This window comes from Bradyrhizobium sp. HKCCYLS3070 (assembly GCF_051167575.1).
Lineage (GTDB): Bacteria > Pseudomonadota > Alphaproteobacteria > Rhizobiales > Xanthobacteraceae > Bradyrhizobium.
This window is the reverse complement of record NZ_JBNPTI010000003.1, coordinates 514,470-527,625: the sequence shown is the minus strand read 5'-3', so window position 1 is coordinate 527,625 and position 13,156 is coordinate 514,470. Positions and strand designations below refer to the sequence as shown.

13 protein-coding genes and 1 tRNA gene are annotated in these 13,156 nt (G+C 66.5%); 10 read left to right on the top strand and 4 right to left on the bottom strand.

The window, feature by feature from the left end; translation table 11 throughout:
- Positions 1-7 precede the first annotated feature (7 nt).
- The 6 genes from ACQR03_RS14930 (at position 8) to ACQR03_RS14905 (ending at position 6,928) form a co-directional block, all read left to right on the top strand.
- The gene (locus ACQR03_RS14930) at positions 8-1,378 is read left to right on the top strand and encodes a hydrolase (protein WP_316173432.1); all 1,371 of its coding nucleotides are present in this window, start codon (positions 8-10) and stop codon (positions 1,376-1,378) included.
- Between the two features lie 201 nt (positions 1,379-1,579).
- Positions 1,580-2,971, top strand: coding sequence for a cytochrome P450 (locus tag ACQR03_RS14925; RefSeq protein ID WP_315716729.1), 1,392 nt, complete (start codon positions 1,580-1,582; stop codon positions 2,969-2,971).
- A gap of 69 nt (positions 2,972-3,040) precedes the next feature.
- Positions 3,041-4,450 (top strand): adenylate/guanylate cyclase domain-containing protein, encoded by a 1,410-nt coding sequence (locus tag ACQR03_RS14920; RefSeq protein WP_315750559.1) that lies wholly within the window; start codon positions 3,041-3,043, stop codon positions 4,448-4,450.
- Between the two features lie 126 nt (positions 4,451-4,576).
- Positions 4,577-5,044 (top strand): TerB family tellurite resistance protein, encoded by a 468-nt coding sequence (locus ACQR03_RS14915; protein WP_315716731.1) that lies wholly within the window; start codon positions 4,577-4,579, stop codon positions 5,042-5,044.
- Positions 5,045-5,261: 217 nt separating this feature from the next.
- The gene (locus tag ACQR03_RS14910; RefSeq protein WP_315716732.1) at positions 5,262-6,041 is read left to right on the top strand and encodes an SDR family NAD(P)-dependent oxidoreductase; all 780 of its coding nucleotides are present in this window, start codon (positions 5,262-5,264) and stop codon (positions 6,039-6,041) included.
- 80 nt (positions 6,042-6,121) lie between these two features.
- A complete protein-coding gene (locus ACQR03_RS14905; RefSeq protein ID WP_315750557.1) occupies positions 6,122-6,928 on the top strand; it encodes a glutamine amidotransferase in 807 nt (268 codons plus the stop codon).
- Positions 6,929-7,077: 149 nt separating this feature from the next.
- Here ACQR03_RS14905 and ACQR03_RS14900 read toward each other — a convergent pair.
- Positions 7,078-7,153, bottom strand: a tRNA-Ala gene (locus ACQR03_RS14900).
- A gap of 199 nt (positions 7,154-7,352) precedes the next feature.
- On the opposite strand from ACQR03_RS14900, the gene ACQR03_RS14895 reads away from it, so the two are divergent.
- The 3 genes from ACQR03_RS14895 (at position 7,353) to folD (ending at position 9,147) form a co-directional block, all read left to right on the top strand.
- Entirely contained in the window at positions 7,353-7,643 is a 291-nt protein-coding gene (locus ACQR03_RS14895; protein WP_315716734.1) for a YggT family protein, read from the top strand.
- Positions 7,644-7,660: 17 nt separating this feature from the next.
- Positions 7,661-7,999, top strand: a complete 339-nt coding sequence (locus ACQR03_RS14890) for a DUF167 domain-containing protein (protein WP_434841500.1) — start codon at positions 7,661-7,663, stop codon at positions 7,997-7,999.
- A 263-nt stretch (positions 8,000-8,262) separates the two neighbouring features.
- Positions 8,263-9,147: a bifunctional methylenetetrahydrofolate dehydrogenase/methenyltetrahydrofolate cyclohydrolase FolD gene (gene folD, locus ACQR03_RS14885; protein ID WP_434841499.1), complete on the top strand. Its 885-nt coding sequence runs from the start codon at positions 8,263-8,265 to the stop codon at positions 9,145-9,147.
- Between the two features lie 3 nt (positions 9,148-9,150).
- Here the strand turns inward: folD and ACQR03_RS14880 are convergent, their stop codons facing one another.
- The 3 genes from ACQR03_RS14880 to ACQR03_RS14870 form a co-directional block, all read right to left on the bottom strand.
- Positions 9,151-10,632 (bottom strand): M20 family peptidase, encoded by a 1,482-nt coding sequence (locus ACQR03_RS14880; RefSeq protein WP_434841498.1) that lies wholly within the window; start codon positions 10,630-10,632, stop codon positions 9,151-9,153.
- A 126-nt stretch (positions 10,633-10,758) separates the two neighbouring features.
- A complete protein-coding gene (gene ppa, locus ACQR03_RS14875) occupies positions 10,759-11,295 on the bottom strand; it encodes an inorganic diphosphatase (protein ID WP_315716738.1) in 537 nt (178 codons plus the stop codon).
- Between the two features lie 198 nt (positions 11,296-11,493).
- Positions 11,494-12,003 (bottom strand): GNAT family N-acetyltransferase, encoded by a 510-nt coding sequence (locus tag ACQR03_RS14870; protein WP_006611902.1) that lies wholly within the window; start codon positions 12,001-12,003, stop codon positions 11,494-11,496.
- 240 nt (positions 12,004-12,243) lie between these two features.
- Between ACQR03_RS14870 and ACQR03_RS14865 the strand changes: the two genes are divergently transcribed.
- Complete coding sequence (locus ACQR03_RS14865) at positions 12,244-13,149, top strand: alpha/beta hydrolase family protein (RefSeq protein WP_316166430.1); 906 nt, start codon at positions 12,244-12,246, stop codon at positions 13,147-13,149.
- Positions 13,150-13,156: the final 7 nt, after the last annotated feature.

The window sequence follows — 13,156 nt, the reverse complement described above, 5'->3', positions numbered from 1 at the left end:
ACCGCCGATGAAGCTGACGCGCCGCAACATTCTGCAGGGAATGGGAACCCTTCCCTTGCTCACCAGCGGTCTGCCCTTACCGGTACGCGCCCAGAGCGCGGCGGCAACGACGGTGGGCGACATCCCTCCGGTCCTGTTCGTGCACGGCAATGGCGACCACGCGGCATTGTGGATGACCACGCTGTGGCGGATGGAATCCAACGGCGTGCCGCGCACGCGTCTCGCTGCGCTCAACTTCACCGACCCGCTGGCGCGCAACGACGACGCCGTGGCGCAGCCGAACCGCTCGTCGACCGACGATCAGCGCCGCGAACTCGCCGAGGCCATCAAGGCACTGAAGGAGCGCACGGGCGCTGCGCGCGTCGCGCTGGTCGGCAGTTCGCGTGGCGGCAATGCGATCCGCAACGTCGTGAAGAACGGCGGCGGCGCCGATGTCAGCCACGCCGTGCTGTGCGGAACGCCCAATCATGGCGTGTTCGACTGGGATGACAGCCCCGGCAGCGAGTTCAACGGCCGCGGCCCGTTCCTGCGCGGACTGAATGCCGGCGACACCGAGGTGACCGAGGGCACCGCCTTCCTGACGCTGCGCAGCGACGGGCTCGACAAATACGCCCAGGCCGACGGCCGCCTGGTCGGCAAGCCCGGCGTGCCGACCGGGATCACGTCCGAAGGGCCGGCGCTGAAGGGCGCAACCAATCTCGTGATCGGCGCGCTCGACCATCGCGAGGTCGCGTTCCACCCGCGCGCGTTCCGCGAGATCTACAAATTCATCGCCGGCCGTGAGCCGACGCAGATCGCGATCCAGCCCGAGCAGCAGGTGCGGCTCAGCGGTCTGGTGACGGGAACGCCGGGCGGCGCGCCGACCAATCGCCCGGTCGCGGGCGCAAGCGTGGAGGTCTATCGCGTCTCGAGCGAGACCGGCGCACGCAATGGCGAGCCTGTCTATCGCGGCCAGACCGGCGCCGACGGGCGCTGGGGTCCCGCGGAGGTCGATCCGACGTCCTATCTCGAGATCGTCCTGACCTCGCCGGGCGCGCCGGTCACGCACTTCTACCGCTCGCCGTTCCCGCGCTCGTCCGACGTCGTGCATCTGCGCGCGGCGCGGCCGCTCGGCCAGGCCGATGCCGGCGCCGGAGCGATTCTCATCATGATCAGGCCGCGCGGCTATTTCGGCCTGCCCCGCGACATCGTGCTGCTCGACGGCAAGGAACCAACCGACGTACAGAAGGGAATACCGACCGATGCGGCAACGACATTGCGGCTGCCTGCGGGCGACGTCGGACGCAGCGTCATCGGACTGTTCAACGAGGAACGCATCACCGCCCGTCTTTGGCCAGCATCGGAGAGCAGGATTGCGGTGATCGAGCTGACTAATTAGTTGCTGGAGTATGATGATACATCATAGCCTCGGAGAGGGCGGAAGCGCGCCCCTCTCGCTTGTGAGCGGGACGACAGAGTTACCTCTGGCAGAAGGCCGTCGTTGCGCGACGGCCCGTTGCGACCCCGCAACCGAGGCTCGGTTGCTCGCGATGCAGCCGATCGGTGGTTCCAGGCTCGTGACAGCGTCGAGAGGCCGTGAATGAGTACCGCCGACGTCCATTATCTGCCGCAGGCACGATTGCCGCTGATACCGCCAACACCGCCGCGGGCGCCGGACAGCATGGGCGCGCTGCGCCGCGTGCTGATGATGGGCGACAACGCGATCGCGACCTGGAGCCAGCGCGCCTATGAGGACGACATCATTCGCGGCCGCTTCTTCGGCAGCTCCAGCTACATTCTCAATACGCCCGATACGATCAAGCACGTGCTGGTCGACAATTGGGAGAACTACGCCCGCACCGTCGGCGCCATCCGCGTGCTGCGTCCGGTGCTCGGCGAGGGGCTGCTGATCGCGGAAGGCAAGGCGTGGAAGCACCAGCGCCGGACGCTCGCGCCGGCGTTCACGCCACGCGCCGTTTCCGGCCTCATCCCGCACATGGTCGCGGTGAGCGACGAGACCGTCGCCAGGCTGAAGCAGCAGTGCGGGCAACCGCTCGACCTGCGCGAGATCATGCAGCGCATGACGCTCGACATCGCCGGCCGCACGATGTTCTCGTTCGAGATGGGCCGCCATGGTGCCACCCTGCGCGATTTCGTCTACGAGTATGGCGCGCGGCTGGCCAGCCCGCATCTGCTGGACATCGTGCTGCCGCTGTCCTGGCCGACGCCGCGCGACTTCGCGCGCCGGCGGTTCCGCAAGCGCTGGACCGGTTTCGTCGCCATGCTGATGGCCGAGCGCCGCGCCGCCGGCAAGCTGGAGGACGCACCGCCGCGCGACCTGTTCGACCTGATGGGCGCGGCACGCGATCCCGAGACCGGCGCGGCGTTCACCGATGCACAACTCGCCGACGAGGTCGCGACCATGATCCTCGCCGGGCACGAGACGACGGCAACGGCGCTGTTCTGGGCGCTGTATCTGATCGCGCTCGACCCGGCCAATCAGGACAAGCTCGCGCAGGAGGCCCGCGCCGCAACCGATCTCAGCGATCCGGATCAACTGCCGTTCACGCGCGCCGTGCTGGACGAGACATTGCGGCTCTATCCGCCCGCGTTCCTGATCGCGCGCGCAGCCAGCGGCCCCGACCGGATCGCCGCGTTCCAGGTGAGGCGCGGCGACGTCGTGCTGATCTCGCCGTGGCTGCTGCACCGGCACGAGAAGCTGTGGGATGCGCCCAACGCCTTCAAGCCTGAGCGATTCATGCCGGGCGCGCCGCCGCCGGAGCGCTTCGCCTATCTGCCGTTCGGAGCGGGCGCGCGGGTCTGCATCGGGGCTCATTTCGCCCTGACCGAGGCGGTGCTGGCGCTGGCACGGCTGGTGGCGGCCTTCGACATCGAAATGCTCGACGCCGCACCCGTGATGCCGGTCGGCGTGGTCACGACCCAGCCGGATCGCTCGCCGCTGTTCAAGCTCACGCCCAGGGCGGGCGTCTGATCCCGGCGGCGGCCGGGCCATCGCTTCGTCTCTTGCTTGTGGGTTTGCTAGGCACCATCTTAGCACGCCATGAGCGACATCCAGGCCCAGCTTTCGGTTCTGAAGCAGACCGCCGATCCGGCCGTTGCGGACGCGATCACACGGTTGATTGAGGCGGGTGAAGATCACGAACTCAACCGTATCAATGCCCTGGAGTTCTCGGCGCGCGCCGGTCTCGATGAAGAACGGGTTATTTCCGGGTTCCTGCATGCTGCACGGATCGGCTTGTTCGATCTGACCTGGAACGTGCTCTGTCCTGGCTGCAGCGGCGTGCTGGATGCGCACGCCACGCTGAAATCTCTCCGCCATGACGATTACCATTGCGGACTATGCGCTTGCGGCTACGAGCCTTCCATCGACGAGCAGGTCGAAGTTGCTTTCACCGTGAGCTCCAAGGTCAGGAGCATCGCCGCTCACGATCCGAACACGCTGCCGCTCTGGGAGTATTACAAGCAGGTCTTCTGGAGTTCCGGGATCGACCTCGACCGGGAGACTTTTGCCTCGCTCAGCGAAGAAGTGACGCTTGATGCGCTCGAGCTGCCAGCCGGTGAAAAGGCCGTGCTCTCGCTGCAGCTCCCATCCGATTTCATCATCATCTTCGAACCGGTGACGCATTCTGCGCATTTCATCGACGTTCAGGGCGAGCCCACCAGGGAACGCCAGCAGCTCGGACTACTATTCAACAGGGCGCATCCTCCGACCGGATCGATCACGTTGCGTCCAGGCCCGCTGCGACTGGCGCTCGACAATCAGGCCGGCGTACGGACGCTGCCGACCGTCTTCGTTGCCGGCGATGCGCTCCACCATCTCCTTGGCAAGCGCCGGCCTTTCCTGACCGCCAAGCGCATATTGTCCAACCAGACCTTCCGCGACGTGTTCAAGGCGGACAATCTCAACATCGACCAGCGGCTGAAGATCACCTCGCTGACCTTCCTGTTCACCGACCTCAAGAGCTCGACCGCGCTGTATGAGCGCGTCGGCGATCTCGCGGCCTTCGACCTGGTGCGCGCCCATTTCCGCGCGCTGCTGGAGATCATCAACGCCGAGAAGGGCGCGGTGGTGAAGACGATCGGCGACGCCGTGATGGCGACCTTCGTCAAGCCCGAGCATGCGCTCGCCGCCGGCCTGCGCATGCGCGCGGCGATGCAGCGGCTCAATGCCGAGCGCGGCACCGAGGACCTCGTGGTCAAGATCGGCATTCACGAGGGGCCGTGTCTCGCGGTGATGCTGAACGACCGCCAGGACTATTTCGGCCAGACCGTCAACATCGCCGCTCGCGTGCAGAGCCTGTCGACCGCGCAGGAGATCCATCTCACCGCGCCCGTGATCGAGAGCCCCGGCGTTGCCGACATCCTGCGGGGCGCGAAGATCGCGCCAATCCAGAAACAGGCTGCGCTGCGCGGCATCGCCGACCGCATGATGGTGTACGAAATCCCCTGAGCCTTACCGAAATGTCATGCAGTCCGAAGGTCGCAGCGGATTGCCGGCGCAGCGTGGCATTCGCATATAATGAGCAGTCGCCGGCCGGTTTGCGGTCCACTACGGATCTGACAACGAAAGGACGCCATGCTCGAAGGATTGCGCCAATTCATCGCCGACGTCGTTTCGCCGCACGAGACCCCGGCGTTCGACGACAATGGCTATCAGCTCGCGGCGACGGCGCTGCTGATCCACGTCATCTCGCTGGACGGCGAGCCGAGCGAGATCGAACGGCGCAAGCTGCATGGCCTGATCGAGCTGCGCTTCGGGCTCGACCCCGGCAGCGCCGACCGGCTGATCGCCCAGGCCATGCTGGCGGAGGGCGACGCTGTCGATCTCTATCGCTTCACCAGCGTGATCATGCGCGAGGTCGACGAAGCCGGCCGCCTGCGCATCGTGGAGATGATGTGGGAGCTGGTCTTTGCCGACGGCAAGGTGACGGAGTTCGAGGACAATGTGGTCTGGCGCGCCTCCGAGCTGCTCGGCATCTCCACGCATGACCGCGTCGACCTCAAGCACCGGGTGGCGTCGCGGAAGTCCGGCGCCCCTGCTTGAACCGCCTGGCTCCGGGCGGAACCGGCTTCATGCGGAGATGAACAAACTTTAATTTTGTTTCCGAAACCCCCCGTTCATGTAAACCCATGTGAATCTGAGGCTATTGCCGCAATCCCGCGCAAGGCCATGGAGCACGGTGTCTTGCATGTTCCCGTCCCGCTATGCTCTCGTCCGCCGCAATTGGATGATGTGCGGATTGTGATCGAAGAGCAGGATCGTGGGTGAACGTGTCACGCTCGTAACAGGTGCCTCGGCCGGGATCGGCAGCGAGTTGGCGCGCGTATTTGCCGCGAACGGGCACCGGCTCGCATTGACGGCCCGGCGCGAAGACCGGCTCGCGGCGTTGGCCCAGGAGATCGCCGCCAAGGGCGGCCCGGCGCCGCTGGTGATCCCCTGTGACCTCACCTCCGCCGACGCCGGCGCGACCATCGAGGCTGCGCTGTCGGCTGCCGGCCTGGAGCTGGAATATCTCGTCAACAACGCCGGCTTCGGCCTGTTCGGCAAGGCGGTACAGCTCGACCGCACCGAGCAGCTCGACATGATTTCCGTGAACGTTCGCGCCCTGACCGAGCTGTCGCTGCGCTTTTCCGAGCAGCTGATCCGCAACAAGGGCGGCATCCTCAATCTGGGCTCTGTGGCCGGGTTCCTGCCGGGTCCCGGCATGGCCGTCTATTACGCCTCCAAGGCGTATGTGATCTCGTTCACCGAGGCGCTGCGCAAGGAGCTGGCGCCGCATGGCGTCCGGGTCACGGTGCTGTGTCCCGGTCCGGTGCCGTCGGAATTCCAGGACCGCGCCGGCTTCAAGCCGGGCGTGGATTCGGTGATCCTCAACGTCTCGCCCAAGGCGGTGGCGGAAGCGGGCTATCGCGGCTTGATGGCCGACAAGCGCGTGGTGCTGCCCGGGCTCGGCATCAAGATCGTGCCGTTCATGCTGCGCTGGTTCCCGCGTGGCTTCATCCTCGCCGCGGTCGGCCGGCTGCAGCTGAAGCGGACCTGATCGCGCTGGCCCGGCGCTTGCTTTGCAATGTGCGCTCGCTCACGCGCCGTTAACCTTTGCTTAGCTATGATCGCCAGGTGATGCTCAGGCAAGACCCTTCGCTCCATCCGAACGGGCCCCAGGCCGACGTTCGGCAGCTCCATCCGAAGCCGGCCATGGCGGCCGCGCCGCAGCGGCCCGTCCTCATCATCCTGCACCAGGAAACGTCGAGCCCCGGCCGGGTCGGCAATGCGCTGCGCGCCCGCGGCTATCCGCTCGACATCCGCCGGCCGCGGTTCGGCGATCCGCTGCCGGAGACGCTCGATGGGCATGCGGGTGCCGTAATTTTCGGCGGTCCGATGAGCGCGAACGATCCGGACGACTTCGTCCGCCGCGAGATCGACTGGATCGAGGTGCCGCTGCGGGAGCAGCGTCCGTTTCTCGGGATCTGCCTGGGCGCGCAGATGCTGGCGATCCAGCTCGGCGCCCCGGTTGCGCCGCATCCAGAGGGGCGCGCCGAGATCGGCTATTATCCGATCCGCCCGACCCGGGCCGGGCGCAAGCTGTGCCCGCATTGGCCCGATCACGTCTATCACTGGCACCGCGAGGGCTTCGATCTGCCCGATGGCGCCGAGCTGCTCGCCGAGGGTGGCGACTTTCCGGTGCAGGCCTATCAATACCAGAACGCGACCGGGCTACAGTTCCACCCCGACGTGACCTACGCGATGATGTGCCGCTGGACCACGCGCGGTCATGCCCGGCTGGACACGCCCGGCGCCCGTCTGCGCCACCATCATTTCGAGGGCCGCGCCGTGCACGATGCGGCCGAGCGAGCGTGGCTGGCGCAGTTTCTGGATGGCTGGCTGATGCGCGAGCCGGTGGCGGCGATGGCCGAGGCGGCGGAGTAGGACGGGCGTCCTGGTCAGTCCATTGTTGGGAATCTTTGTCATTCAGCCCGCCGTCGCCCTTCGGGCTCTGGCGCGGCAACCTTCGCACGCTTCGCTATTCATTTGCTGAAGCGGCTTGCCGAGCCGAAGCTCGCGAAGCGAGCGAAGGTTGGTGGAGCCAGGCGGGATCGAACCGCCGACCTCGTCATTGCGAACGACGCGCTCTCCCAGCTGAGCTATGGCCCCGTAACACGACCGCCTCGATGTTGGGAAAAGGCAGCCGGCAGATCGGGCGCCATTTACAGTGGGTGCCGAGGTCAAGTCAAGAACGGTCACATCGCCCGTTAGCCTTGACGGGCACCTTCCCTTGTTTGCGCCGGGGGGAACCGATATCTACCGGTCGTCACAGGTCGAATTCGCGACCTCGCCCCCCGAGTGGACCCGCATGCGTGCCGTTCTCGACATCGTTCTGATCGTTCTCGACCTCTATGTCTGGCTGCTGATCGCCTCGGCGATTCTGTCGTGGCTGATCGCCTTCAACGTCGTCAACACGCGCAATCAGTTCGTCTCCGCCGTGGCCGAGTTCCTGTACCGAATCACCGAGCCGGTGCTGGCGCCGATCCGGCGCATGCTGCCCAATCTCGGCGGCCTCGACATCTCGCCGATCATCCTGATCCTCATCATCATGCTGATCCAGCGGGTGATCACCTACTACATCTATCCATTCGTGTTCTGACCGCCTCGCCGTTCGCCATGGATCCCTGGCGCGCCGCCGCTGACGGTCTCACCGTCGCGCTGCGTGTGACGCCGCGCGGCGGCCGCAACGCGATCGACGGCGTCGAAACGCTGTCCGACGGCCGCAGCGTGCTCAAGGTCCGCGTCCGGGCCATCGCGGATGGCGGCGAGGCGAATCGCGCGGTGACAGAGCTGCTCGCCAAGGCGATCGGCGTCACCAAGGCCTCGGTGCGAATCACCTCTGGCACCACCTCACGGCTGAAACAGGTCGCCATCGACGGCGATCCCTCCGCGCTCGATCAGGCCTTGCGCGACCTCCTTGCAGCCCATAAGCCGACCGGGAAACAACGACAATAGACGCAAGAAGCGCGAGCCGAGGTCTTTCGGCTTCGGAAGCGGCGATCTTCACCCTCCCCTGGAGGGGGAGGGTCGCCTCACGGTGAGCGAAGCGAGCGTGAGGCGGGATGGGGTGATCTCTCCACCGGTACCGACATCCGTGGCTTCACCCCACCCCGCTCGCCCGCTTCGCGTGCGATCGGCCCTCCCCCTCCAGGGGAGGGTGGGAGCACGCGGCCAGCGTCTTGCTCGATGAACAGCCTTTGAACCGAGGATAGAGCAAAATGACCGCGCGCATCATCGACGGAAAGATCATTGCAGCCGACCTGCGGGCGCAGGTCGCCCGTGAGGTCGAGCGGATCAAGCGCGATCATGGCCTGACACCAGGCCTCGCCGTGGTGCTGGTCGGCAACGATCCGGCGTCCGAGGTCTATGTCCGCAGCAAGCACACCCAGACCCAGGCGGCCGGCATGGCCTCGTTCGAGCACAAGCTGCCGGCCGACGTGTCGCAGGGCGAGCTGCTGGCCTTGATCGGCAAGCTCAACCGCGATCCCGCCGTACACGGCATCCTGGTGCAGCTGCCGCTGCCGAAGGGGCTGGAGACCGAAGTCGTGATCAATGCGATCGATCCGGCCAAGGACGTCGACGGCCTGCATCCGCACAATGCCGGCCGTCTCGCCGGCGGCCAGCCGGCGCTGGCGCCGTGCACGCCGCTCGGCTGCATCATCCTCAGCAAGACCGTGCATGGCTCGCTGGAGGGCATGAACGCGATCGTGATCGGCCGCTCCAACCTGGTCGGCCGTCCGCTGGTCCAGCTCCTGCTGAACGAGAACGCCACGGTGACGATCGCGCATTCGCGCTCGCGCGACCTGCCGGCGCTGACCGCGCGCGCCGATCTGGTCTACGCCGCCGTGGGTCGCCCGGAGATGGTGAAGCGCGACTGGATCAAGCCGGGCGCGACCGTGATCGACGTCGGCATCAACCGCATTCCGACGGCGGAGGGGAAGACGAAGCTGGTCGGCGACGTCGCCTATGCCGAGGTGGCGGAGGTCGCCGGCGCGATCACGCCGGTGCCCGGCGGCGTCGGCCAGATGACGGTGGCCTGCCTTCTGGTGAACACGCTGCGCGCCGCCTGCGCGATCGCCGGGCTGCCGAAGCCGGCCGTCTAGGCCTTAGCCCGCGGCGGCTTCCAGCAGCCGCCGATAGAAGCGGATCATGTCGGCATAGCCCTCGACCGACAGCCGCTCATTGGTGCCGTGGAAGCGCTTGAGATCCTCCGTCGTCGCGCGCAGCGGCGAGAAGCGGAAGATGCTGTCGGCAATGCCCGCATAATGGCTCGAATCGGTGCCGGCGACCATCAGGCCGGGCGCCACCACCGCGTCGCTGAAGATCTCGCGAATGGTCCGGTTCACGAGCTGATAGGACGGTCCGGCGGTCGAGGTGACCGGCGGGGGCTCGCGGTTGCCGCGCAAGGACGTGATCGAGATGCGGTCGTTGGCCACGGTCTGCCTGACGTGGTCGATGATGCCCGCCTCGGTGTCCCCCGGCAGCAGCCGGAAATTCACGGTGGCGGAGGCGTTGCCCGGCAGCACGTTGTCCTTGTCGCCCGCGTTGAAGATGGTCAGCGCGGTCGTCGTACGGACCATCGCTTCGGCCGGACCGCTCTTGGCGAACTCGCCGAACAGCAGCGGTTTGGTCAGCCAGAGATTGGACAGCACGGCGCGGTTGATGCCGCTCATTTCCGGCGCCAGCGTATCGAACATCTCGCCGACCGTGCCGTCGATGCGCATCGGCAGCCGGTTGGCCTCGAGCTTCGCCAGCGCCGCACTCATCATGCCGATCGCGGTGTCCCGCGGCGGCATCGAGGAATGCCCCGGGGTGGCCTTGGCCGTCAGCACCAGGCTCGCATAGCCCTTCTCGGCAACACCGACCAGTGCCGCCGGCCTGTCGAGGCCCTTGATGCCGCCCTCCGAGATCAGCAGGCCCTCATCGATGACGAAGTCCAGCCGGACGTTGCGGGCGGCGAGGACGGCCGAGATGGCCTTGGCCCCCCGGGTGCCGCCGACCTCCTCGTCGTGACCGAAGGCGAAATAGATCGTGCGCTTCGGCTTGAAGCCGGCCTTGATCAGCGCCTCGGCCGCCTCCAGTATCGCATACAGATTGCCCTTGTCGTCCCAGGCGCCGCGGCCCCAGACGAAGCCGTCTTTGACGACGCCGGCAAACGGCGGCACGGCCCAGTCGGGCTCGGTGCCCGGCGCGACCGGCACCACATCCTGATGGGCCAGCAGCGCTATCGGCTTGGCCGCCGCATCCGAGCCTTTCCACAGGTACAGCAGGCTGTGCCCGGCCACGACCTCCTGTGTCGCGGCCACATGAAAGGCCGGGAAGCTCGCCTCGATATGGGCCTTGAGCGCCGCGAAGGCATCGGCATTCAGCTCGGGATCGTCGGAGCTCGAAATCGTGCGAAAACGAACCGCCGCCGCGAGCCGCTGCGCCGCGGCCTCGGCATCGATGCTGATCTTCGGCAGCGCCGCGACATCGAGCTGCCGGGAGCCATGGCGAAACATGTTGACCAGCACGACCGCGACGAGCGCCGCGCCTGCCGCCAGGATGAGAAGACCAAGGTATCGAAGGGACCTGAGCAGGCGGCGCATTGCAGAACGCTCCAAGACGAGACGGCGCCGCAGATCCTATCTGCGACGCCGTGAAACTGCTCGGAGCAGACTCGAAAGTCCATCGCCTGGAGCCGCGAAGCGCTGCGTTTGGAGCTTCCGCGCGCCCTACTTCTTCGCGGCCTTGGCGCGCGCGATGCCCTCGGCGATCAGCTGATGGGCGTCGTCGGCGTTGCCCCAGCGCAGCACCTTGACCCACTTGCCGGGCTCGAGATCCTTGTAGTGCTCGTAGAAGTGCCGGATCTGCTGCAGCGTGATGTCCGGCAGGTCCGAATAGGTGCGGACCTTGTCGTAGCGCTGGGTCAGCTTCGACGACGGCACCGCGATGATCTTCTCATCGCCGCCAGCCTCGTCCTCCATCAGCAGCACGCCGACCGGGCGCACGCTCATGACCGCGCCGGGCACGATCGCACGCGTATTGGCGACCAGCACGTCGCAGGGGTCGCCGTCATTGGACAGCGTGTGCGGGATGAAGCCGTAATTGCCGGGGTAGCGCATCGCCGTATAGAGGAAGCGGTCGACGAACAGCGTGCCGGCTTCCTTGTCGAGCTCGTACTTGATCGGCTCGCCGCCGACCGGCACTTCGATGACGACGTTGACCTCGCGCGGCGGATCTTTCCCGATCGGGATGGCGTCGATGCGCATGGATGCTCCGTAGAACTTGAACGTTTGAGAACTTGAACGTTGAGGGTCGGACGCTCGACAGGCGAGCGCTGGCATTCGCAGTCGCAAAAAAAACGCGGCTGCGCAACAGCTACCTCAAGCCAACACTTTCAGTTCAATTCCAGTTCAATTCGCTGGCGCGTTAACGTTTAACGCGCCCGGAGCACGGCCGGCCCAGGCTCAGTTGGTCCAGGCAAAGGCAACCTTGTCGAGCGACTTCGGCCCGAAGCGCTCCGACGACCGCGCGACCATCCGGCCGCCCAAGGCGCGGTAGAACTCGGTGGCGGGATCGTTGTCGGACAACGCCCACACCACCATGCTCTTCAGGCCGCTCTGCGCGAGGTCGCGCTTGGCGGACTGGAAGAGCCGGCGACCGAACCCCAGCCCCTGAAATTCCGGTCGCAGATAAAGCTCGTAGACTTCACCGTCGAAGTGCAGGCTGCGGGCGCGATTGCGGCCGTAATTCGCATAGCCTGCGACCTTGTCGTTGAACACCAGCACGCTGACGCGGCTGCCTTTGCGGATCGCGCTGTCCCACCATTGGGGGCCGCGCCGGTTGATCAGCTTCTCCAGCTCTGCGCCAGGGATGATCCCCTGGTAGGCGGAACGCCAGGCTTCATCATGGGCTGACGCCACCGCAGCCGCATCTGCAGCCTTGGCCGGACGGACTTCGATCAGGGTTGTGCTCATGAGCGGATCAAAGCAAGTCGGCGGTCCGCCTTCAAGGTGCCACGTTAAAGATCGGTTAACCTGTGGACTTTCGGCATCACCGTGGCGGAAAGCTGTGCCGAAAAGGGACAATTTCGCAACATTGTTGGGGGTCGACGGTGCCCTGTCACCGCAGCCTCACGCCGCGTAGGAAAAATCGCATCGGACGGGCCGCGGCCTCGGCTAGTGTGGCGCAGGCTCAACATCCTCCCGTTCGGCTGAATGGTGCTGCTTCGCTGCGTCTCATGGTTGCTCGCGCTGGTCGTCCTGTCGGTCGCAGCCGGCGCAACGGCACAGCCGTTCGGTCCCGCGTCGCCCGAAGCCGAGCCGGCGCGCCGGCAGCAATGGCTGATTCCGTCGATCGAGACCGAAATTCCCGCGCATGCGATCCTCTATCGGCCTGCTGGCGGTGGACCGTTTCCGCTGGCGGTGATCGCGCATGCCTCGACGCAGAATCCGCTGTGGCGGGCACAGCTGCCGCAGCCCACCTACACGGCGCTGGCGCGTCTCCTGGTCGGGCGGGGCTATGCCGTGCTGGTCCCGGAGCGGCTCGGGCACGGCCGCACCGGCGGTCCCTATGTCGAAGACCAGGGCGGCTGCGCCGACGCGGACTACGAGAAAGCGGGACGCGCGACCGCGGCGCAGATTTCGCGCGCGCTTGCCTACATGCGCGAGCAGCCGTTCGCGGCGAAGGGCGGCGCCGTCATCGTCGGCCATTCGGCCGGCGGCTGGGGCGCGCTGGCACTCGCCGATCAACCGCCGCAGATCGTCTCGGCAATCATCGTGTTCGCGCCCGGCCGTGGCGGCCATGCCGACGACATGCCAGGGCGCGTCTGTGCAGAGGCGCGCCTGCTTGATACGGCCCGCGCGTTCGGACGCGGCGCGCGCGTGCCGGTCACGTGGCTGGTCGCGGCCAATGACAGCTACTTTCCACCGCCGCTTTCGCGTCGGCTTGCGGAGGCCTTCGGCTTGGCCGGAGGCCAGGCGGACTTCAAGCTGTTGCCAGCGTCCGGCGAGGAGGGGCATTGGATGATCGAGCACGACGACGGCGTGGCACTGGCGGCGGATTTGCTGTCGCGGGCGCTGACAACGACACGTCGATCGACGCATCCGATGCCGCCGAACTAGCAGGACA

What these genes read in the sequence shown, in the direction of transcription:
- ACQR03_RS14925 (WP_315716729.1), top strand. Translation starts at nt 1,580, where the DNA reads ATGAGTACCGCCGACGTCCATTATCTGCCGCAGGCACGATTGCCGCTG.
- ACQR03_RS14930 (WP_316173432.1), top strand. Translation starts at nt 8, where the DNA reads ATGAAGCTGACGCGCCGCAACATTCTGCAGGGAATGGGAACCCTTCCC.
- ACQR03_RS14890 (WP_434841500.1), top strand. Translation starts at nt 7,661, where the DNA reads ATGGATCCCTGGCGCGCCGCCGCTGACGGTCTCACCGTCGCGCTGCGT.
- ACQR03_RS14895 (WP_315716734.1), top strand. Translation starts at nt 7,353, where the DNA reads ATGCGTGCCGTTCTCGACATCGTTCTGATCGTTCTCGACCTCTATGTC.
- ACQR03_RS14880 (WP_434841498.1), bottom strand. Translation starts at nt 10,632, where the DNA reads ATGCGCCGCCTGCTCAGGTCCCTTCGATACCTTGGTCTTCTCATCCTG.
- folD (WP_434841499.1), top strand. Translation starts at nt 8,263, where the DNA reads ATGACCGCGCGCATCATCGACGGAAAGATCATTGCAGCCGACCTGCGG.
- ACQR03_RS14870 (WP_006611902.1), bottom strand. Translation starts at nt 12,003, where the DNA reads ATGAGCACAACCCTGATCGAAGTCCGTCCGGCCAAGGCTGCAGATGCG.
- ACQR03_RS14905 (WP_315750557.1), top strand. Translation starts at nt 6,122, where the DNA reads ATGCTCAGGCAAGACCCTTCGCTCCATCCGAACGGGCCCCAGGCCGAC.
- ppa (WP_315716738.1), bottom strand. Translation starts at nt 11,295, where the DNA reads ATGCGCATCGACGCCATCCCGATCGGGAAAGATCCGCCGCGCGAGGTC.
- ACQR03_RS14915 (WP_315716731.1), top strand. Translation starts at nt 4,577, where the DNA reads ATGCTCGAAGGATTGCGCCAATTCATCGCCGACGTCGTTTCGCCGCAC.
- ACQR03_RS14865 (WP_316166430.1), top strand. Translation starts at nt 12,244, where the DNA reads ATGGTGCTGCTTCGCTGCGTCTCATGGTTGCTCGCGCTGGTCGTCCTG.
- ACQR03_RS14920 (WP_315750559.1), top strand. Translation starts at nt 3,041, where the DNA reads ATGAGCGACATCCAGGCCCAGCTTTCGGTTCTGAAGCAGACCGCCGAT.